Annotated in this window: 17 protein-coding genes; 7 read left to right on the forward strand and 10 right to left on the reverse strand. The window is 70.9% G+C overall.

Annotated features, from left to right (window positions below; genetic code table 11):
* Window positions 1-82: 82 nt before the first annotated feature.
* The gene (locus tag AB0G10_RS07965) at window positions 83-1267 is read right to left on the reverse strand and encodes a GAF domain-containing sensor histidine kinase (RefSeq protein WP_360918020.1); all 1185 of its coding nucleotides are present in this window, start codon (window positions 1265-1267) and stop codon (window positions 83-85) included.
* A 173-nt stretch (window positions 1268-1440) separates the two neighbouring features.
* Here AB0G10_RS07965 and AB0G10_RS07970 point away from each other — a divergent pair, with 173 nt between their 5' ends.
* The gene (locus AB0G10_RS07970; protein ID WP_360918021.1) at window positions 1441-2637 is read left to right on the forward strand and encodes a response regulator; all 1197 of its coding nucleotides are present in this window, start codon (window positions 1441-1443) and stop codon (window positions 2635-2637) included.
* Here the strand turns inward: AB0G10_RS07970 and AB0G10_RS07975 are convergent.
* The 6 genes from AB0G10_RS07975 to AB0G10_RS08000 are packed head-to-tail and all read right to left on the reverse strand — an operon-like array spanning window position 2625 to window position 8806.
* Window positions 2625-3020 (reverse strand): Hpt domain-containing protein, encoded by a 396-nt coding sequence (locus AB0G10_RS07975; protein ID WP_360918022.1) that lies wholly within the window; start codon window positions 3018-3020, stop codon window positions 2625-2627. The two genes, AB0G10_RS07970 and AB0G10_RS07975, sit on opposite strands and share 13 nt — an antisense overlap.
* Window positions 3021-3060: 40 nt before the next feature.
* Window positions 3061-4212 (reverse strand): L-rhamnose isomerase, encoded by a 1152-nt coding sequence (gene rhaI / locus AB0G10_RS07980; protein WP_360918023.1) that lies wholly within the window; start codon window positions 4210-4212, stop codon window positions 3061-3063.
* Entirely contained in the window at window positions 4209-5279 is a 1071-nt protein-coding gene (locus tag AB0G10_RS07985) for an ABC transporter permease (RefSeq protein WP_360918024.1), read from the reverse strand. Before AB0G10_RS07985 ends, rhaI begins: the two co-directional genes overlap by 4 nt.
* Window positions 5276-6268 (reverse strand): ABC transporter permease, encoded by a 993-nt coding sequence (locus AB0G10_RS07990; RefSeq protein ID WP_360918025.1) that lies wholly within the window; start codon window positions 6266-6268, stop codon window positions 5276-5278. Before AB0G10_RS07990 ends, AB0G10_RS07985 begins: the two co-directional genes overlap by 4 nt.
* Entirely contained in the window at window positions 6265-7770 is a 1506-nt protein-coding gene (locus tag AB0G10_RS07995; protein WP_360918026.1) for a sugar ABC transporter ATP-binding protein, read from the reverse strand. The genes AB0G10_RS07990 and AB0G10_RS07995 overlap by 4 nt, the downstream gene beginning before the upstream one ends.
* A 4-nt stretch (window positions 7771-7774) precedes the next feature.
* A complete protein-coding gene (locus AB0G10_RS08000) occupies window positions 7775-8806 on the reverse strand; it encodes an autoinducer 2 ABC transporter substrate-binding protein (RefSeq protein ID WP_360918027.1) in 1032 nt (343 codons plus the stop codon).
* Between the two features lie 303 nt (window positions 8807-9109).
* Between AB0G10_RS08000 and AB0G10_RS08005 the strand changes: the two genes are divergently transcribed.
* Window positions 9110-9529: a phage holin family protein gene (locus AB0G10_RS08005; RefSeq protein WP_360918028.1), complete on the forward strand. Its 420-nt coding sequence runs from the start codon at window positions 9110-9112 to the stop codon at window positions 9527-9529.
* A 689-nt stretch (window positions 9530-10218) separates the two neighbouring features.
* Window positions 10219-10818 (forward strand): DUF3618 domain-containing protein, encoded by a 600-nt coding sequence (locus AB0G10_RS08010; protein ID WP_360918029.1) that lies wholly within the window; start codon window positions 10219-10221, stop codon window positions 10816-10818.
* Between the two features lie 132 nt (window positions 10819-10950).
* Here AB0G10_RS08010 and AB0G10_RS08015 read toward each other — a convergent pair whose 3' ends face one another.
* The gene (locus tag AB0G10_RS08015) at window positions 10951-11751 is read right to left on the reverse strand and encodes an inositol monophosphatase family protein (protein ID WP_360918030.1); all 801 of its coding nucleotides are present in this window, start codon (window positions 11749-11751) and stop codon (window positions 10951-10953) included.
* A gap of 148 nt (window positions 11752-11899) precedes the next feature.
* Here AB0G10_RS08015 and AB0G10_RS08020 point away from each other — a divergent pair, with 148 nt between their 5' ends.
* Entirely contained in the window at window positions 11900-13513 is a 1614-nt protein-coding gene (locus tag AB0G10_RS08020) for a serine/threonine-protein kinase (RefSeq protein WP_360918031.1), read from the forward strand.
* Between the two features lie 16 nt (window positions 13514-13529).
* On the opposite strand, the gene AB0G10_RS08025 is transcribed toward AB0G10_RS08020, so the two are convergent.
* Window positions 13530-14096 carry a Uma2 family endonuclease gene (locus tag AB0G10_RS08025; protein ID WP_360918032.1) on the reverse strand — a complete coding sequence of 189 codons (567 nt, stop codon included), beginning with the start codon at window positions 14094-14096 and terminating at the stop codon, window positions 13530-13532.
* Window positions 14097-14153: 57 nt separating this feature from the next.
* Window positions 14154-15485, reverse strand: coding sequence for an aminotransferase class I/II-fold pyridoxal phosphate-dependent enzyme (locus tag AB0G10_RS08030; protein ID WP_360918033.1), 1332 nt, complete (start codon window positions 15483-15485; stop codon window positions 14154-14156).
* Between the two features lie 59 nt (window positions 15486-15544).
* On the opposite strand from AB0G10_RS08030, the gene AB0G10_RS08035 reads away from it, so the two are divergent.
* From AB0G10_RS08035 to AB0G10_RS08045, 3 genes are all read left to right on the forward strand, one after another.
* Window positions 15545-17032, forward strand: a complete 1488-nt coding sequence (locus AB0G10_RS08035; protein WP_360918034.1) for a CoA-acylating methylmalonate-semialdehyde dehydrogenase — start codon at window positions 15545-15547, stop codon at window positions 17030-17032.
* A gap of 11 nt (window positions 17033-17043) precedes the next feature.
* Window positions 17044-18381 (forward strand): aspartate aminotransferase family protein, encoded by a 1338-nt coding sequence (locus AB0G10_RS08040; protein WP_360918035.1) that lies wholly within the window; start codon window positions 17044-17046, stop codon window positions 18379-18381.
* Between the two features lie 138 nt (window positions 18382-18519).
* The gene (locus AB0G10_RS08045) at window positions 18520-19971 is read left to right on the forward strand and encodes a gamma-aminobutyraldehyde dehydrogenase (RefSeq protein ID WP_360918036.1); all 1452 of its coding nucleotides are present in this window, start codon (window positions 18520-18522) and stop codon (window positions 19969-19971) included.
* Window positions 19972-19979 lie beyond the last annotated feature (8 nt).

A 19979-nucleotide genomic window follows, 5' to 3' on the forward strand; every position in this document is an offset into this window, starting at 1 on the left:
CCCCACCCTCGCCTCGAACCGGCCGTCGTACTCCGATTCGGCAGGATCGGGGCGGGACTGAGCGACTACGGGCACCGGGGGATCAGCCGGGCAGAACCATCCGGACCGTCGTGCCCCGGTCCACACCGGGCGAGGTGATCGCGAGCGTGCCGTCGTGCGCCCGCATGATCCGGTCGACGATGGCGAGACCCAGGCCGACCCCGGGGACGGCCTGCTCCCGGGCGTGCCGGCCGCGGTAGAAGCGCTCGGTCACGTACGGCAGCTCCTCCTCCGGGATGCCGGCGCCCTCGTCGGAGACCTCCAGGCCGTCCGCGATCACCCGCACCGTGACGGTCGTGCCGGTCACGCTGAACAGGATCGCGTTGCGGATCAGCTGCTCGGCCGCCTGGCTGAGCCGGGTGAAGTCGCCGGACACCCGTACCTGCTCGCCGGCCGCCTCGACGACGATGCGCACGTCGCGCTGCGCCGCCTGCGCCCGGCAGGCGGCCGCGCCCGCCTCGGCGATCGCGATCAGATCGGTGCCGCCGCGCAGCAGCGGCAGCGGCGCCCCGGCCGGCCGGGTGCCCGCCAGCAGGTGGTCGACCATCCGGACCAGGCGCTCGCCGTTGCGCTGGATCGGGTCGATCAGCCGGCGGTACGGCGCGAGCTCCTCGTTCTCGACCAGCAGCTCGAGGTAGCCCTGGATGGTGGTGACCGGGGTGCGCAGCTCGTGCGAGACGGTCGCGACGAAGTCCTCCTCGCGGCTGATCGCCCGGGACAGCTCGTCGCCGATCTCGGTGAGCAGCATCCGGCTGCGGATGGCGGCGAGGTGGCCGGCCGCCTGCCCGGCCATCGTGGTGAGCATGTCCAGCCGGCGGTCGCCGGCCGGGCGCGGGCGGTCGTCGAGCACGCACATGGTGCCGAGCATGTGGCCGTCCTCGTCGACGAGCGGGACGCCGGCGTAGAAGCGGATGTTCGGCGCGCCGACGACGTTGCCCCAGGTCCGGTAGACCGGGTGGTCGAGGGCGTCCTGGACGATCAGCGAGAGCCGGCGGTCCACCACCCGGGCGCAGAACGAGGTGGACAGCGGTCCGCCGCCGTCCGGCATGCCGGTGGCGCCGGCGAACCACTGGCGGTCGGCGTCGACGAGCGTGACGGTGGACATCGAGGTCTCGAAGACCGAGCCGGCGAGGCGGGTGAGCTCGTCGAGAACGATCGGACGCGGGGCGTCGAGCAGCCGGTAGCTGTGCACCGCCGCGAGACGGGCGGCTTCCCCTGGAGCGCTCACGTTTGTCATCCGTTTCCTCGGGTCTCGGTGGCGGCACGTCGCCGGGACGTTGCATCTACTTCGACGCCGGAGGGCAGCGGTCTGAGGAGATCGGGGCGGGAAAATCGCTCAACCGCCGACCGGGGAGGGCGATAAGCCTCACGTAACCACATCACCACCGAGTGAGGGACCAGATGGGGACCGAGCTGTTCCGGTCGGCCGTTGCCGACGAGGGCAAGCCCGTCGTGCTTCTCGTCGACGACGAGGAGACCGTGCTGCAGACGCTCGCTCTGCAACTGGGCCGCGACCACAAGCTGCTCACCGCGTCCGACGGCGTCGAGGCGCTCCAGGTGCTGGCCGAGCACGGCCCGGTCGCGGCCGTGGTCAGCGACATGCGGATGCCGAACATGGACGGCATCGAGCTGATGCGCCGGATCTCCGTCGAGTACCCGGACACCACCCGGGTGCTGCACACCGGGCACGGCGACATCGAGACGGCGATCGCCGCGATCAACTCCGGTGGCGTCTACCGCTACCTGCCGAAGCCCGCCGGCACCGACGAGCTGCGCAGCATCGTCGGCGACGCGGTGGCCCGGCACGGCGAGGCCATGCACGACCGGGAGCTGCTCGACACCACCCTGCGCGCCAGCGTGCAGGCCCTCTTCGGCTGTCTCGAGCTGGCCAGCCCGGTGGCGTTCGCCCGGGCCGGCCGGATCCGCACCCTGGTCGCCGAGCTCTGCCGGCAGCTCCAGCTGGAGGCGCTCTGGGAGATCGAGGTGGCGGCCATGGCGTCCCAGCTCGGCGCCGTGACCGTGCCGCCGGCCGTGCTCAAGAAGCTGGACCGCGGGCAGCAGCTCGGCCCGGACGAGCAGGCCATGGTCAACGCGATGCCGCGGGCCGCGGTCCGGCTGCTGCGCGACATCCCGATGCTGCACGACGTCGTCGCGATCGTGCAGGGGCTGGCCGGCGACCCGGCGCCCGAGGCCGGGCGCTCGGCGCTGGTCGAGGCGGGCATCAACGTGGTCCGCACCGCGATCGACTTCGAGGTCATCGAGTCCCGCTCGTCGAACGACGCGACCGCGATCGGCGCCCTCGAGGAGCGCGGGGACGGCGCGCCGCACGTGCTGGCCGCGCTGCGCAAGGTCAAGGGCGTCCGGGCCCACCAGGAGATCGTGAAGTCCGTCCGGATCATGGAGCTCCAGGTCGGGATGCGCCTGGCCGAGGACGTCGTGGCGGTCAACGGCCTGGTCCTGATCGGCCGCGGCACCGTGGCGACCGAGGTGATGCTGGACCGGCTCAGCAACTTCGCCCGGGTCGTCGACATCGTCGAGCCGGTCCTCGCGGCCGTCCCCGACTACCAGAAGTACCTGGTCCGCGGTCAGCGCTCGTAGCTCTCCGCCACCTCGGTGACCGCCCGCACCACCCCGGCGACCTCGTCCCGGAGGTGCTGCGCGGTGGTCGCCGGGTCGGGGCGGAGGCCGGCCCGGGCCTCGGTCTCGACGACCGCGCAGAGCGCCGAGAGCGCTGTCGCGCCGATGTTCGCCGACGAGCCCTTGAGCGCGTGCGCCCGCTCCCGGAGCGCGGTGGTCGCGCCGTCGCCGAGCAGGTCGATCAGCTCGCCGGCGGCGGCCGGCGCCTTCGCGGCGAACGAGCGCAGCAGCCGGGCCAGCAGGGCGCGCTCGGCCGGGCCCGGATCACCGTCGGCGATGTCGGCCAGGCGTTTGCGGATCGCCGCCACCCGTTCGCCGTGACTCGGTGGCGCGACGATTCCCATGCGACCATGGTGCGCCGCGCCACCGTGCCGTGTGCGCGTTTCAGGCGCCCCATCCCGCCTGAGTGCCGCCGACGCGCTCGCTCGCGGTCTTCTCCCCGTACCCGGAGGCGAGGTAGGCCGCCACCGGATCCCTCGGCAGGCCCCGCGCCTCGCGGCGGTCCGCCAGGACCCCGCGGACATCGGTCTCGTAGGCGTCCATCAGGATCGCGTTGGCGGCCAGCACGTCACCGGCGCGCTGGGCTTCGGCGAGCGCCTCCTGGTCGATGAGCAGCGCCTTCGCCAGGGCCTGCTCGACGTTGAGGACCGAGCGGATCTGGCCGGGGATCTTGTCCTCGATGTTGTGGCACTGGTCCAGCATGAAGTTGATGCCGGACTCCGGCCGGTGCGCGCCGGCCGCCACGATCTCGGACAGGATCCGGAAGAGCTGGAACGGGTCGGCCGCGCCCACGATCAGGTCGTCGTCGGCGTAGAAGCGCGAGTTGAAGTCGAACGCGCCCAGCCGGTTCTGCCGCAGCAGCTGCATCACGATGAACTCGATGTTCGTGCCCGGCGCGTGGTGACCGGTGTCGAGCACGACGGTGGCCTGCTCGCCGAGCGCCAGGCAGTGCAGCAGCGAGGTGCCCCAGTCCGGGATGTCCATGCTGTAGAACGCCGGCTCGAACAGCTTGTACTCGAGCAGCATCCGCTGGTCCGGGTCCATCGCGTCGTAGATCGCCCGGAGCGACTCGGCGAGCCGCTCCTGCCGGCCGCGCAGCGAGTCCTGACCGGGATAGTTCAGGCCGTCCGGCAGCCAGACCTTGAGGTCGGTCGAGCCGGTCGCGCGCATCACGTCGAGGCACTGCAGGTGGTGGTCGACGGCCTTGCGGCGGATCGCCGGGTCCGGGTTGCAGAGCGAGCCGAGGCGGTACTCGTCCTCCTGGAAGAGGTTCGAGTTGATCGCGCCGATCGCGACCCCGTTGTCCTCGGCGTGCCTGCGCAGATCGGCCCAGTCGTCGACCACGTCCCACGGGATGTGCAGGGATACCCGGTTCGCCAGCCCGGTGAGTTTGTTGACCTGCGCGGCGTCCGAGATCTTCTCGTACGGATTCCGCGGCACCCCCCTGGTCGTGAAGACCTTGAACCGGGTGCCCGAGTTGCCGTACGCCCAGCTGGGAACCTCGATGCTGAAGCCGTCGAGTCCGTCGAGGTTCATGATGATGCGCCTCCATACTTGCGATTGGTGAGCCCGTTCAGCAGCGCCGCGAAGACGAGGACCGCGCCGAGGGCGAGGAGCTGGTACTGCGAGCCCTCGTTGCCGACGAAGGCGAGCAGGATGCCGGCGTTGAGCCAGACGATGAGCAGGGTGGCGAGCACGACGCCGGCGACCCGGCCGATGCCACCGGTGATGGCCACGCCGCCGAGGACCGCGATGGTGATCGCGGGCAGCGCCATGCCGTTGCCCGAGACACCCGCGTCGGGGCGGGCCGAGGCGAACTGGGCCACCGTCACGACGGCGACGAGACCCGAGATCAACCCCGCATAGACGTACGCCTTGAAGCGCGTGTCCCGGACCGGGAGGCCGGCCCAGCGCGCGGCCACGTCGTTGGTGCCGATGCCGTAGAGGCGCCGGCCGTACGCGGTCCGCGCCAGCAGCAGCCACACCGCCACGACCGTGGGCAGCAGGAACGTGAAGATGCCGAGCGGCACGTCCGGGATGTACTGGCCGATGATCGGCAGCTCGACCGACTTGCTCAGCGAGAAGAGCTGCTGGATCGGCTCGGTGCTGATCGGCTGCTGGTTGTTGATCACGATGGCGATCGACTTGTAGGCGTAGAACGTCGCGAGCGTCGCGATCAGCGCCGGGAATCCGATGTAGGAGACCAGGAAGCCGTTGACCGCGCCGAGCAGCGCCCCGAACCCGGCGGTCGCGATGATCGCCAGCCAGAGCGGCCAGCCCCACTCGCCGTACGCGAATCCGAAGATCATGCCGGCCAGGCTCACGATGGCGCCGACGCTCAGGTCGATGCCGCCGCGGCCGGAGAGGATCACCAGCATCTCGGCGAGGCCGAGCATCGCGAGGGGGACCGCGTTGATCAGCGCTGCCGACATGTAGTCGAAGTCGTAGGGTGCGGTCAGGTAGCCGCCGGCGTCGTTGATGAAGAAGGTGACGACGACGATGACGATGAGTACGGCGAGCAGTGGGATGCGTTGCGTCAGAAAAAGTCGTACGAAATCGGTTTTTTCGCCTTTATCCTGTTTTTCCAGGGTGGTCGTCGTCATCGGGACCTCCGTGCGCGAGCCCGCAGCAGGTCGGCGCCGACCGCCACGATGATGAAGATGCCGACGAACAGGTCGGACAGCTGCGAGCGCCAGCCGAGCTGGGTCACGCCGGACGACACGGTCTGCACCAGGAGCGCGCCGAGCAGGGTGCCGAGCACCGAGCCCCGGCCGCCCATGATCGACGTTCCGCCGATGACGACGGCCGCGATCACCGCCAGCTCCTTGCCGGAGCCGACCGACTGGTCCAGCGTGGACGTGCCCTGCGCGATCACGAAGCAGGACGCGAGACCGACCAGCACGCCGGTGAGCACGTAGGCGAGGAGCACCCGCCGCTGCACCCGGACACCGGCCAGCCGTGCCGCCTGCGCGTCGCCGCCGATCGCGAAGAAGTGCCGGCCGCCCGCGGTGTGCCGCAGGTACCACCAGGCCGCCGCGGTGATCAGGATGGTCACCAGGAACGCGTGCGGGATGCCGAGCGTGCGCCCGTCCGGTCCGCGCCCGAAGAACGCGAGCGTCGCGGGGATTCCGTTCACCGTGCCCGAGCCGAAGATCTGCAGGCCGAGGAACATGAAGATGTTCGCCGTGCCGAACGTGATGATGATGGCGTGCACCCGGCCGTAGGCGATCAGCACACCGTTGACCAGGCCGAGCGCCGCGCCGGACAGCAGCGAGATCAGCACCGCGACGCCGAGGCTCACCTCCGCCTCGACCAGCACCTTCGCGGTGATCACCGAGCACACCATGATGGCGCCGCCGACCGAGACGTCGATGCCGCCCGTGATGATCACGATGGTCATGCCGACGCCGACCAGGGCGATCGGGGCGGTCGCCACCAGCAGCGGCTGGATCGAGCCGGCCGTGAGGAACGCCGGGGTGCTGACCGCGAGGGCCGCCCAGAGCACCGCGATGACGCCGACCAGGACGATCTCCTGGCCGGTCACCGGGCTCTGCAGGACCCGTTGCCCGGGCTTGACAGCCAGCGTGGTCATTCGCTTCCTCCCGCGGCCGCGGCCAGCAGGTCGACCTGCTTGGCGTCCGGGCCGAACTCCTCGGTCGTGGTGCCGCCGCGCACCACCTGGATGCGGTCCGCGATGCGCAGCGCCTCCGGCAGGTCCGAGGTCACCACGAGCACCGCGGTGCCCTCCTCGGCGAGCTCGGTGATCAGCCGGTGGATCTCCTCCTTGGCGCCCACGTCGACGCCCTGGGTGGGCTCGGCGAGGATCAGCACCTTCGGGCGTTCCACGAGCTGACGGGCCAGCACGACCTTCTGGGCGTTGCCGCCGGACATCGCGCTGATCGGCTGCCGCTCGTGCGGGGTGCGCACGGCCAGCCGCTTGATCATGTCGAGGGCGACGGCCTTCTCCCGGGCGCGGTCGACGAACACGCCGAGCTTGGAGAGGAGCCGGAGGTGGCCGGCCGAGATGTTGAAGGCGATCGACTGGAAGCCGAACATGCCCTCGACCTTGCGGTTCGCCGGCAGCAGGGCGATGCCCAGCTTCTGCGCGTGCTCCGGGCTTCTCGGACTTTCCGGTTTCCCGGCGATCTCCAGGGTGCCGCTCGTGGCACGCTCGATGCCGTAGCAGGAAGCCGCGATCTCCGAGACGCCGGAACCCACCAGGCCGTAGAGGGCGACGATCTCGCCGGCTCTCACCCGTACATTGACGTCTTTGAACTTGTTCTCTCTGGTGAGGCCCTTGAGCTCGAGCACGGCCGGCCCGTCCGGGACCTCCCGGTGCGGGCGGTCGTCGGAGAGCTCCTCACCCACCATCAGGTGGGCGATCTCGCGCACGCTCAGATCCTTGATCGGGTACGTGCCGATGGTGCGCCCGTCGCGCATGACCGTCACCTCGTCGGCGATGCGGAACAGCTCGTCCAGCCGGTGCGAGATGTAGATGACGCTCACGCCGGAGGCGGTCAGCCGCCGGACCACGTCGAAGAGCACCTCGATCTCGGCGTCGGTGAGGATCGCCGACGGCTCGTCGAGGATCAGCACCTTCGCGTCGCCGGAGAGCGCCTTCGCGATCGAGACCTGCTGCTGCTCGGCGATCGAGAGGTCGCCGACCGTGGCGGTCGCGTACTTCGCCGGGAGGCCGAGCAGTTCGAGGAGCTCGACCACCTTCGCGTTCTGCCCGGCCCAGTCGACCCTTCCCCGCTTCTTGATCTCCTTGCCGAGGAAGATGTTCTCCGCGACGGTCAGCTCCGGGAAGAGCTGCGGCTCCTGGTAGACGGTCGCGATGCCGAGGGCGATCGCGTCCGTCGTGGAGCCGATCCTCACCGGGCTCCCGTCCCACTCGATCTCGCCCGTGTCGGACGTCTCCGCCCCGGCGACGATCTTGATCATCGTGGACTTGCCGGCGCCGTTCTCACCGACCAGGGCGTGCACCTGGCCCGCCCGGACGGTGAGGTCGGCGTGCTGAATGGCCCGGACCGCGCCGAACCGCTTGGAGACAGCGGTCAGGCGCAGCCGGGGCTGTTCTTTCTCCTGGGTCATCGGCTCAGTAGTTGAACTGGTCGACGTTCTGGTCGGTGATCTGCAGCGCCGGGCCGAGCAGCAGCATCTTGTCGGCCTCGGTGTAGGCGACCGCGGACAGGTCGCTGGAGACGTTGTTGGTGGCCGCGAACGGCTTGTCCTGCGCGAGCTGCGCGCCGGCCCAGGCGGTCAGGTAGCCCAGGTTCTCCACGTCCCAGAGGATCGCGGCGGTCGACGACTTGTCGGTGAGGTACGGCTTCATCGCCTGCGGCGTGCCGAGGCCCACCGTGAAGACCTTGCCGATCTTGCCGGCGTCCTTGACGGCCTGCGCCACGCCCGGAGCGGAGCTCGTGCACTCGCCGACCAGGCCGGTCAGATCCGGGTGGGCGTTCATCAGGTCGGTCGCCATCTGGGTGGCCTTGGCCTGGTCCTCGCCGGCGTAGACGATGTCCACGATCTCGGCCTCCGGGTACTTCTCCTTGGTGTACGCCTTCTGCACCTCGATCCAGGAGTTCAGGTTCTCGGCGGTCTGGCCGCAGGAGACGATGGCGTACTTGCCCTTGCCGCCCATCGCGGTGAGCAGCGAGTCGGTGAGGCCCTGGCCGATGCCCTCGGCGGTCGCCTGGTTCACGAACACCTCCCGCACGCTGGTCGGCGCGTCGGTGTCGGCGGTCGCCACGTGGATGCCGGCGTCCTTGGCCTGCTGCAGCAGGGGAGCCATGCTGTCGGGGTCGTTCGGCGCCACGATCAGCGCGTCGACCTTCTGCTGGATGTAGGAGCGGACGATGTCGGCCTGCGCGGCCGCGTCCGCCTGGGTCGGACCCTGGTAGAGCCACTCGACGTTGCCGAGCGCGGCGGCGGCCTCCTTGCCGCCCGCGTTCATCGCCTCGAAGTAGGGGACTCCCTGAAGCTTCGGGACGAACGCGACCTTGTATGTCTTGTCTCCGCTCGCCGCGGATCCGGTGCCGGTGTCGCTGTCGTTCTTCTTCGTGCACCCGGTGAGAGCCAGCGCGGCCGTCGCGGTGAGAGCGACGGCGGCAGTGAACCGAGGACGCATGACGCCTCCAGATAAGGACATTCTTGAAACGTTCTAGCGGGGGTGTGACTCACGTTACGATCCTGTTAGCGCTGGGTCAAGAGTTGAGCATGCATGCACTTAACGAGTACGTGGGGAGAGCGCGGTCCCGTTCTCGGTGAGCAGGGTGAGACGTTTCAAAGGAGCGGTACATCTCGGCTCGATCCCGATGGCGTCCCGAATCCGCACCACCTTGTCGCCCGCTGACCTTTGCCGGTGGGGCGATTAGTCGGGATTCGCAGGGGTACGTGAACTGCCTGAAGAACGTGCAGGACGGAGGGGACGATGACCCACATTGATGCACGAACCGAACAGGCTTCCACGGCTGAACTCGTCAGCCGGCTCAGTGAGCAGGTGAGCACCCTGGTGCGGGACGAGCTGGCGCTCGCCCGGATCGAGATGATGGAGAAGGGCAAGAGGGCCGGCAAGGGCGCCGGGCTGCTCGGCGGGGCCGGGGTGATCGCCTCGTACGGGCTGGGCGCCCTGTTCGTCACGGCCGGCGCCGCACTGGCCCTGGTCATGCCGGTATGGGCGGCCGCCCTCATCGTGACGGTGGTGCTCTTCGCGGCGGCCGGGGTGGCCGCCCTCATCGGCAAGAAGGAAGTACAGGGCGCCGTGCCACCCACCCCCGAGGCGGCCATGGCGAGCGGCCGCCGTGACGTCGACACGCTGATGACGGCGGCTCGTCAGGGGAGGCAGTCGTGACGTCGTCCGGCGGTTCCGGGTCCGGCCGGGGCGGTTCGCGGGGGTCCTCCTTCGGCTCGGGCGGGGAGGGTTCGGCGCGGCCGGGCTCTTCCGGCGGGGTTGCGGGCGCTCCCGCGAACGGCTCTTCGGGAGCCTCCTCGGGTTCGCCCACGGGCGCCGCGGCCGGCGCTACCTCACGTCCGATGGATTCGCCGTCGGGAGCCGCCGCGGGTTCTTCCGGGGGTTCCGGGTCTTCTGCGGGCTCGGGCTCCTCGGGCTCGTCCGCGGGCTCGGGTTCGGGCGGTCAGCGCGGGGTGAGCGTCAACGCCACGGCTCGGACTTCGCAGGGCCGCTCGGGGAAGCAGCACGGCTCGAAGCCGGGCGGTCCCAAGCCGGCGCCACCGCCCAGCCACAATCGGACCGGTCCCGGGCCTGCCAAGCCGGCACGCGGGGAGGCGCCACCGGCCGCGGGCCGCAAGCCGAGTCCGGGCGGATCCACCAAGGGCCAGGCTGCGGGCAGCGGTTCGGGCGGGGCGTCCTCCGGCTCGCCACGCCCGTCCTCCGCATCCTCGGCCGCGGCTCCTGCGCCGTCGGGTGCGGCTTCGGGCCCGTCCACGGCGATGGCCGCGCCCTCGTCGGTGGCGAAATCGGGTGAGAGCGCCGGCTCGGCAGCTGAGCCGCATGTGCCGGAGACCGTCGGCGAGGCTCTGGTGGCTTCGCTCCGGGCCGAGGCCGCGCAATCCGGGACGCGCTCCCCGGCGACCGGGTCGGGGGCGGTGCCGCCGGGTGCCGGGAAGCCCGCCCCCGCGGCCAAGCCCGAGAGTGTGGGCGAGGCCGCCAAGGGCGGGGCGATCCCCTCAGGAAGTTCCGCCGGGGTCGCTGATGAGCCGGCCAAGACGGGCACTACCGGGACCGTGCCGATTCCGGGGACCGCGGAGGCGAAGGCTTCAGCGTCCACCGGCGCCGGCTCAGCCGAGGACTCGTCCTCCGGCTCCCGGTCGGAGGATGCGGGTGGTGGCTCCGGCCGTACCGGAGAACTGAAGGCCGAGATCGCACGGACCCGGACCGAAATGGGGGAGACCGCCGCGGCCCTGGCCGCGAAAGCCGACGTTGCGGGGCGGGTGCGGCAGGCGACGACGGAGACCGGTACGCATGTCGCGGAGGCCGCCGCCGAGACCGCGGAACAGGCTCGGGCCGCGATCGGGGCGGTGCCCCGGCGGGTGATCGAGGAGCCTCGGAAGTACGCGGTGCTCGGGGCCGCCGTCGCCGCGGCCGCCATCGGGGTGGTGTTGATCCGGAAGGCTCGCTGAGGCGGAGCTTCGCGGTGTGGGCCCTGGCCGGGTGGTTCGGCCGGGGCCACAGCCGTGCCGCCGCAGGCTAGGTTCCTAGGATGCCTGGTGGCACTTCGAGTCGCGCCTTGGCGGTGGCGTCGGGCTAGGTTCCTAGGACGCCTGAGGGGCTTGTCCGAGCGGCGCCCACGACTCGTTGACCAGCTCCACCAGACGCTCGTGTGTCTCCCGGTCGGCGGCTACCAGCAAACCGCCCGCGCCGGTGTGCAGCGGCTGCCCCTGGACGCCGGTGACCACACAGCCGGCCGCCTCGCAGATCGCCATTCCGGCCGTGAAGTGGACGCTGTCGCGGACCGGGCCGTAGGTGACGTACGCGGCCCGGCGACCCGCCGCCACCCACACCAGCGCCAGCGTCGTCGACAGGACCCGGGGGCGGAACCGGCCGGTGAAGCCGGGGGCGGACAGCAGGAGGGCCGGGTGGCTGCGGAAGGGCGGATCCAGGTTCACGTCGACCAGGGTGGAGTCCGCGGACGGGCGGAGGCGGTGGTCGCGGCCGTCCGACCGTACCCATGAGGCTTTCCCGTCGGTCCAGAAGACCTCGCCGCTGAACGGGTCGGCCGAGGCCGCGGCGCCGGAGGGGGAGAGGGCGACGTTGACGGCTACGAGGGGATTGCGGACGGCGTAGTTGAGGGTTCCGCAGAGCGGGTCGACGAGCCAGCGGCGGGAGGCCGTGGACGGGCCGGTGGCGCCGGATTCCTCGCCGGTGATCGCGTCGGCCGGGCGGTGGGTGCGCAACACCTGGAGGACCGCCTGTTCGGCGGCGATGTCGGCCTCGGTCGCGAAGTCGCCGCCGGACTTGTCGACGCGGGTCAGGTCGGTGCCGTAGTGGTCACCGACGACTGCTGCTCCGGCCTGCGCCGCTGCGATGGCGACCTCATGATCGTTGAGTGGCACGACGGCCACCGTAGGCCCGGCCGTCAAGCGCTGGACGGGCCTGCGGAGAATGGGCACCGCCGGGAAGGGCCCGGACGACCTACTTGCGACACGCGTGGCGGCCACGGCCTACGTTGGGGACGCTCGCGGAAAGGGTATGACGGAACCTATGCCCGATGCGCCGACGATCCTTGCCGGGCGGTACCAGCTCGGTGAGCTGCTGGGCCGCGGCGGGATGGGTGCTGTGCACCTGGCCCGCGACGAGACGCTCCAGCGCGATGTCGCGATCAAGGAGATCGATCAGCCACCGGGCGAGGAGGGCGGCGCCGCGGCACGGCGCACGCTGCGGGAGGCACGCGCGGCGGCCCGGCTCAGCCATCCGGGCGTGGTTCAGGTGTACGACGTGCTGCAGCTGGACGGCCGGACCTGGATCGTCATGGAATACGTGCCGTCCCGCTCGCTCAAACAGGTCATCGCCGACGACGGGCCGCTCGACCCGGCCCGCGCCGCGCGGATCGGGCTGGAGCTGCTCGGCGCGCTGCGGGCCGCGCACCGCAACGGCGTCGAGCACCGCGACGTGAAACCGGCGAACGTGCTGCTCGCCGACGACGGGCGGGTGCTGCTCACCGACTTCGGCATCGCCGCCATGGACGACGACTCGGTGATCAGCCGGTCCGACGTGGTGGTCGGTTCGCCGCACTTCATGGCGCCGGAGCGGGCCCGGTCCGGCAAGAGCGGGCCGGAGGCCGACCTGTGGTCGCTGGGCGCGACCCTGTACGCCGCCGTCGAGGGGCATTCGCCGTACGAGCGGTCGTCGACGATGGCCACGCTGACCGCGCTCGCCACCGAGGAGCCGGAGCCGGCCACCCACGCCGGGCCGCTCGGGCCGGTGCTGGAGGGCCTGCTCCGCAAGGACCCGGCGCGGCGGCTCGGCATCGAGGACGCGGAGCAGCTGATGCGCGCCGCGGCCGAGGGGACGGCCGTCCTGCCCGTACCCCCGCAGGAGGAGCGACCGGCGGCGGCGCCGCACATACCCGCCCAGCGCACCATGTTCGACGTCGCGGGGGAGGCCCGCCGGCGCAACCCCCGGCTGCTGGCGGCGCTCGCCGCGGTGGTGCTCCTCGTCGCCGGCGTGACCGGGTTCGTGCTGACCCGGCCGGACGACCAGACCGGTGCGCAGCAGGAGCCGTCGCCGGCCGGCACCGCCGCGAGCACGCCCGCGGCCCAGCCGCCCGCCGCCGCCACGACGGCCACGCAGGCGCCGAGCAGCGCGGCCCCGTCGTCGGCGGCGCCCTCCTCGCCCGCTCCGTCGTCGCCGGCCCCGTCGTCCGCGGGCGGGCGCCCGGCGATCCCGGCGGGCTGGAAGGACTACAAGGATCCGACCGGCTTCTCGGTCTACGTGCCGGAGGGCTGGGCGAAGTCGCAGCGCGGGACGATGGTCTACTTCCGCGGCGACGGCCGGGTGCTCGGCATCGACCAGACCGACCGGCCGAAGTCGAATCCGGTCAAGGACTGGCAGTCGCAGTCCGAGTACCGGGTGTCGCGCGGGGACTTCCCGAAGTACGACGAGATCAAGATCGAGTCGGTGAAGTACTTCCGCAAGGCCGCCGACTGGGAGTTCACGTTCAACCGGGGCGGCACGCGGGTGCACGTCAACAACCGCGGCACGGTGGTCGCCGACGACAAGGCGTACGGCTTCTACTGGGAGACCAGGGACTCGGAGTGGGACGCGGCCCGCAAGGACCTGCAGCTGGTCTTCGACAGCTTCGTCCCGGAGAGGTAGCCGGCGAAGCGACGGCTCAGAGGTCCAGCAGGTCGTCGACGTCGATCGTGACGGCGAAGGGATCATTCAGGGTCAGGGTGGTCCCGCTCGCCGCCACCGCGTGCTCGACGTATGCGGCGCCTTCCAGCCGGAACAGCCTCAGGGTGAGCGACTCGTAGTCGGGCATGTCCGGCTCGACCAGCAGGTACCACTTGATTCCGGCGGCGGCGTAGAGCTGCTTCTTGAGAAGGCGGTCGGTGGTCGCGTTGCCGGGCGAGATCACCTCGCTGACCAGCAGGACGTCGGCGACCTCGGTCGTGTTCACCACCCGGGGCCCTGTGACCACGATGAGGTCGGGCCGGAGGATCGTGCCCGGCTGCAGGCGGACGTCCAGGTCCAGCCGCACCCGGAGCCCGAGCGCTCGTGCGCCGGGTCGCAGCGCTTCGCGTAGTTGGCCGCTGATGTCTTGATGTGGTCCGTTGGGTGAGGGGCTCATCCAGAGGCTCCCGTCGACGAGTTCGATCTTGCTCCGGGTCTCCCCGAGCGCGAAGAAGTCCTCCTCGGTCCACGGTTCGGGCCGGATCGGCAGCGTTTCCTCAGCCATGGACGAAGTGTCGCATGTACTCATGCCGTCCATGGTCTCACGCCTAGTAGGTGTGAGTCAACGGGGGATCGACGGTCTCGCGGCCCGGGCAGCCCTCGCGAGCTGCGCGGACACCTCGTCGTGGCCGGTGGCGATCAGGCCCACCGTCACCCGGAGGTGGGGGGCCGTGCCGGGGCCTGCGGCGAACGCCGTGCCCGCCGCCGCGCCGATGCCGGCCGCGGCGAGGCTGAGGAGGGCGGCCTGCTCGTCCTCGACCGGCAGCCAGATGTTGAGGCCCTCGCCGGGCGGCAGGACGATGCCGGCCGCGGCCAGGCCGGACGTGACGAGCCGGCGGCGGCGGGCGTACTCGTCGCGGGCCGCGCGGACCGCCGCGACCGAGGCCGGGTCGGTCAGCAGGGCGAGCAGCAGGTGCTGGAGCAGGCGGCTGGTCCAGCCCTGGCCGAGCAGGCGGCGCTCGAGGATCGGGTCGAGGACGGTCGCCGGGCCGCTCACCGCGGCGAGCCGCAGGTCCGGGCCGTGCGACTTGGAGAAGCTGCGCACGTGCACGACCTGGCGTGGCAGGTGCTCCCCGAGCGAGCAGAGCGGCCCGGCGCTGAGGTCACCGGCGGAGTCGTCCTCCACGACGTACACATGCGGGTGTTGCGCGAGCACCGCGGCGAGGGCGGTGGCCCGCGAGGGTGACCACGACGCGCCCGTGGGGTTGAGGGCGCGCGGCTGCAGGAAGACGGCGGCGGGCCGGCGGGCCAGGGCCGCGGCGAGCTGGTCCGGAAGCATGCCGGAGGCGTCCGTGCCGACGCCGATCACCGAGACGCCGAGGACCTCCAGGAGGTCGAGCAGCGGCGGGAAGCAGGGGTTCTCCACCACCGCGAGGTCGCCGAGACGCAGCAGCGCCGACGCCACCTGGTCGACCGCGTCCATGGCCCCGTCGAAGATCGCGAGACGGTCCGGCGGGTAGGGCCAGCGATCCCGCAGCAGCGCTCCCAGCGCGGGCAGCACCGGCTCGTCGAGATACGACGACGGCGCGGGGGAGAGGCCGTGCAGCACCGGGATGGGCGGGAGCAGCGCCGGATCCGGCACGCCGGTTGAAAGATCAAGACCAAAGCCCGGGGTACGCCGGAGCGCCGCGCGGTAGCGGCCGGGACCGCCGGCGCCGGCCGTCGCCACGATCGTCCCTCGCCGGCCGTCCGTCCGGATGGTTCCGGCCCGGCGCAGCAGCTGCCAGGCCGCGTTGACCGTGCTGGGGGAGAGGTGCAGCTCGCCGGCGACGGTGCGGACCGGCGGCAGTTTCGCGCCGGGGGCGAGCGCGCCGTCGCCGACCGCGCGGCTCACCGCCTCGGCGAGGCCGCGGGCGCTGGGGTCGCTGAGTCGTTCCATGACCGCGTCGAGCATTTTTGTGACAGTACATTTCAAGGATTGTTCGGTCCATGGTCGTCACATAATCTCCCCCCATGAATCGCATCTCGCACTGGGTTTCCGGCGCTGTCCACGAAGGCACGTCCGGCCGGGTCGGCCCGGTCTTCAACCCCGCCACGGGCTCGCAGATCGCCGAGGTCGACCTGGCGTCCAAGGAGGAGCTCGACGCCGTCGTCGCGGTGGCCGCGGAGGCCGCCGGGGAGTGGCGCAAGGCCTCGCTGTCGAAGCGCTCGGCGGTTCTGTTCCGCTTCCGGGAGCTGCTCGCCGAGCGGTCCGGCGAACTCGCCGAGATCGTGACCCGCGAGCACGGCAAGGTGCTCGCCGACGCGGCCGGCGAGATCGCCCGGGGCCTGGAGAACGTCGAGTTCGCCACCGGCATCCCGAACCTGATGAAGGGCGGCTTCTCGGAGCAGGCCGCCACCGGCGTCGACGTCTACTCGATCAAGCAGCCGCTCGGCGTGGTCGCCGGTATCACCCCGTTCAACTTCCCGGCGATGGTGCCGCTCTGGATGTGCGCCACCGCGATCGCCGCGGGCAACGCGTTCGTGCTCAAGCCGAGCGAGAAGGACCCGTCGGCCTCGCTCTTCCTGGCCCGGCTCTGGAAGGAGGCCGGCCTGCCGGACGGCGTGTTCAACGTGGTGCACGGCGACAAGGAGGCGGTCGACGCCATCCTGGTGAACCCGCACATCGCCGCGGTGAGCTTCGTCGGCTCGACGCCGATCGCGAAGTACATCTACGAGACCGGCACGGCCCACGGCAAGCGCGTGCAGGCCCTCGGCGGCGCGAAGAACCACATGATCGTCCTCCCGGACGCCGAACTCGACGCGGCGGCGGACGCGGCGATCAGCGCGGGCTACGGCGCGGCCGGCGAGCGGTGCATGGCGATCTCGGTGGTGGTGGCCGTCGGCGACATCGCCGACCCGCTGGTGGAGGCGATCGCGGCGCGCCTTCCCAAGATCAAGATCGGCGACGGTACGGATCCCGGCTCCGAGATGGGCCCGCTGATCAGCGCACAGCACCGGGACAGGGTGGCGGGTTACATCGAGGCCGGTGCCCGGCAGGGCGCCACCGTGGTCGCCGACGGCCGCTCCGACGCGCTTCCGGAGAACGGCTTCTTCCTGGGCGCCACCCTGCTCGACAACGTCAAGCCGGACATGACCGTCTACACCGACGAGATCTTCGGGCCGGTGCTGAGCGTCGTCCGGGTGGACACCTACGCCGAGGCGGTCCGGCTCGTCAACGAGAACGAGTACGGCAACGGCACCGCGATCTTCACGCGGGACGGCGGGGCGGCCCGGCAGTTCCAGTTCGACGTGAACGCCGGCATGGTCGGCGTGAACGTGCCGATCCCGGTCCCGGTCGCCTACTACTCGTTCGGCGGGTGGAAGGCCTCGCTCTTCGGCGACACCCACATGTACGGCCCGGACGGCATCCACTTCTTCACCCGCAGCAAGGTCGTCACGTCCCGCTGGCCCGATCCGGGGACTTCGTCGATCGACCTCGGCTTCCCGCAGACTCGTTGAGGATGGTTTCCATGTCGTCTGAGGCTCAGGTGCGCGCGGATGACCGCGCCCACGTCTTCCACTCCTGGTCCGCGCAGGGCCTGATCGACCCCCTGCCGGTCAAAGGGGCTCTCGGCAGCTACTTCTGGGACTACGATGACCGGAGGTATCTGGACTTCTCGTCCCAGCTCGTCAACATCAACATCGGTCACCAGCACCCGCGGCTCGTCGCGGCGATCCAGGAGCAGGCCGCGAAGCTCTGCACCATCCAGCCGGCCTTCGCCAACGACAAGCGCGGCGAGGCGGCCCGGATGATCGCCGAGGTCGCGCCGGAGGGCCTGAACAAGGTCTTCTTCACCAACGGCGGCGCCGAGGCCAACGAGAACGCCATCCGGATGGCCCGCCTGCACACCGGCCGGCACAAGGTGCTCTCCACGTACCGCAGCTACCACGGCTCGACCGCCACCGCGATCACCGCGACCGGCGACCCGCGACGCTGGCCGAACGAGCCGGTCGCGATCGGGGTCGTGCACTTCTGGGGCCCCTATCCCTATCGGTCGCCGTTCCACGCTTCAAACGAGGTCGAAGAGGCCGAGCGCGCCCTCCAGCACCTGCGCGACACGATCGTCTTCGAGGGCCCATCCACGATCGCGGCGATCCTGCTGGAGACCGTGGTCGGCACGAACGGCATCCTGGTGCCACCGCCCGGCTACCTGGCCGGGGTGCGGGAACTCTGCGACGAGTTCGGCATCGTCTTCATCGCCGACGAGGTGATGGCCGGCTTCGGCCGGTGCGGCGAGTGGTTCGCGATCGACAGGTGGGGCGTCACCCCCGACCTGATCACGTTCGCGAAGGGCGTCAACTCCGGTTACCTGCCGCTCGGCGGCGTGGTCATCGCGGACGCCATCGCCGAGACGTTCCGGGAGCGGCCGTTCCCGGGTGGGCTCACCTACTCCGGTCACCCGCTGGCCACGGCGTCCGCGGTGGCGAGCATGCAGATCTTCAAGGAGGAGGGGATCGTCGAGCACGCCCGGATGCTGGGCGAGGACGTGATCGGCCCGGCGCTTTTGAAGATCGCGGAAAAGCATCCGAGCGTCGGTGACGTACGCGGCCTCGGTGTCTTCTGGGCGGTGGAGCTCATTAAAAATGAGGACAAGACGCCTCTTGTCCCGTTTAATGCCTCCGGAAAAGACGCCGCTCCGATGAACGCGGTAGCCGCCGCGTGCAAGGAGAAGGGGCTCTGGCCCTTCGTCCACTTCAACCGCGTCCACGTGGTGCCGCCGTGCACGATCAGCGTGGACGAACTGAAGGAGGGCCTCGCGATCCTGGACGGGGCGCTGACGGTGGCGGACGGCTACACCACCGCCTGAACCCCGGATTGCGTCGTCTGAACCGGTGTCGATCTTCTGATTCCGTTTCAGGCTTGGAAATTACTTCGGATTCCCTTGCCCCTCAATACATCGGTGTGGAATGGTCCTGGCCAGTCCCGGTGAGACCGCCGGCACACCATGAACCGGAAGGCTCCCTCTTTCGTGAGTATCGTGCTGCGCAACTTCGTCGCCGGGTCCTACACCGACACCGCCGACGGGATCACCTCGCCGGTCGTCGACCCGAGCACCGGGGAGACCTACGCGCAGGCGCCGGTCTCCTCGGCGCGGGACGTCGAGCGGGCGGTGGCCTCGGCGGCCGAGGGGTTCGAGGTGTGGCGGGACAGCACGCCCGCCGAGCGTCAGCGGGCCCTGCTGCGCATCGCCGACGCCCTCGAGGCGCGCGGCGAGGAGATCGTCGCGGCCGAGTGCCGCAACACCGGCAAGCCGGTCGAGGCGACGCGCCAGGAGGAGCTGGCGCCGGTCCTCGACGAGCTCCGGTTCTTCGCCGGCGCGGCGCGGATCCTGGAGGGCAAGGCGGCGGGGGAGTACCTGCGCGACCACACCTCCTTCGTCCGCCGCGAGCCGATCGGCGTGGTCGGCCAGATCGCGCCGTGGAACTACCCGATGGTGATGGCCGTCTGGAAGTTCGCGCCGGCGATCGCGGCCGGCAACGCGGTCGTGCTCAAGCCCTCCGACACCACTCCGGTGTCCACGCTGCTGCTCGCCGAGATCGCCGCCGAGTTCCTGCCGCCGGGCGTGCTCAACGTGGTCTGCGGGGACCGGGACACCGGCCGGTCGCTGGTGTCGCACCCGGTGCCGCAGCTCGTCTCGATCACCGGTTCGACCCGGGCCGGCATGGAGGTGGCCGCGGCGGCCGCGCCGGACCTGAAGCGGGTCCACCTCGAGCTCGGCGGCAAGGCCCCGGTGCTGGTCTTCGACGACGTCGACATCGAGGCCACCGCGGCCGCGATCGCCGGCGCCGGATATTTCAACGCCGGGCAGGACTGCACCGCCGCGACGCGGGTACTCGTGCACGAGCGGATCGCCGCCGACTTCACCGCGGCGCTGGCCGCCGCGGCGAAGCGCACCCGGGTGGGCGCTCCGTCGGACGCCGACGCCTTCTTCGGGCCGGTCAACAACGCGAGCCAGCTGGAGCGGGTGACCGGCTTCCTGGCCCGTACCCCGGACCACGCGGAGGTGGTGGCCGGGGGCAACCGCATCGGCGACCGGGGGTACTTCCTCGAGCCGACCGTCGTGACCGGACTGCAACAGCGGGATGAGATGATCCAGGACGAGATCTTCGGCCCGGTCATCACGGTGCAGAGTTTCACTGACGAGGAGCAGGCGGTCCGCTGGGCCAACGACGTCCGGTTCGGTCTCAGTGCCAGTGTCTGGACGCAGAACCACGGCCGGGCGATGCGGGTCTCCCGTCGGCTCGACTTCGGCGCGGTGTGGATCAACACGCACCTGCCGTTCGTCTCCGAGATGCCTCACGGCGGCTACGGTCACTCCGGTTACGGCAAGGACCTTTCCATGTACGGCTTCGAGGAGTACACCCGGATCAAGCACGTCATGAGCTTCAACGGCTGATCCGGTTC

Origin of the sequence: Actinoplanes sp. NPDC023714 (assembly GCF_040639855.1) — a bacterium.
Classification (GTDB): domain Bacteria; phylum Actinomycetota; class Actinomycetes; order Mycobacteriales; family Micromonosporaceae; genus Actinoplanes.

Excerpts from the sequence above, each read along its gene's own strand:
- AB0G10_RS08030 (WP_360918033.1), bottom strand. The coding sequence starts at position 15,485 with ATGCTCGACGCGGTCATGGAACGACTCAGCGACCCCAGCGCCCGCGGC.
- AB0G10_RS08035 (WP_360918034.1), top strand. The coding sequence starts at position 15,545 with ATGAATCGCATCTCGCACTGGGTTTCCGGCGCTGTCCACGAAGGCACG.
- AB0G10_RS08005 (WP_360918028.1), top strand. The coding sequence starts at position 9,110 with ATGACCCACATTGATGCACGAACCGAACAGGCTTCCACGGCTGAACTC.
- AB0G10_RS08025 (WP_360918032.1), bottom strand. The coding sequence starts at position 14,096 with ATGGCTGAGGAAACGCTGCCGATCCGGCCCGAACCGTGGACCGAGGAG.
- AB0G10_RS07990 (WP_360918025.1), bottom strand. The coding sequence starts at position 6,268 with ATGACCACGCTGGCTGTCAAGCCCGGGCAACGGGTCCTGCAGAGCCCG.
- AB0G10_RS07985 (WP_360918024.1), bottom strand. The coding sequence starts at position 5,279 with ATGACGACGACCACCCTGGAAAAACAGGATAAAGGCGAAAAAACCGAT.
- AB0G10_RS08020 (WP_360918031.1), top strand. The coding sequence starts at position 11,900 with ATGCCCGATGCGCCGACGATCCTTGCCGGGCGGTACCAGCTCGGTGAG.
- AB0G10_RS07995 (WP_360918026.1), bottom strand. The coding sequence starts at position 7,770 with ATGACCCAGGAGAAAGAACAGCCCCGGCTGCGCCTGACCGCTGTCTCC.
- AB0G10_RS08040 (WP_360918035.1), top strand. The coding sequence starts at position 17,044 with ATGTCGTCTGAGGCTCAGGTGCGCGCGGATGACCGCGCCCACGTCTTC.
- AB0G10_RS08000 (WP_360918027.1), bottom strand. The coding sequence starts at position 8,806 with ATGCGTCCTCGGTTCACTGCCGCCGTCGCTCTCACCGCGACGGCCGCG.
- AB0G10_RS08045 (WP_360918036.1), top strand. The coding sequence starts at position 18,520 with ATGAACCGGAAGGCTCCCTCTTTCGTGAGTATCGTGCTGCGCAACTTC.
- rhaI (WP_360918023.1), bottom strand. The coding sequence starts at position 4,212 with ATGAACCTCGACGGACTCGACGGCTTCAGCATCGAGGTTCCCAGCTGG.
- AB0G10_RS07975 (WP_360918022.1), bottom strand. The coding sequence starts at position 3,020 with ATGGGAATCGTCGCGCCACCGAGTCACGGCGAACGGGTGGCGGCGATC.
- AB0G10_RS07970 (WP_360918021.1), top strand. The coding sequence starts at position 1,441 with ATGGGGACCGAGCTGTTCCGGTCGGCCGTTGCCGACGAGGGCAAGCCC.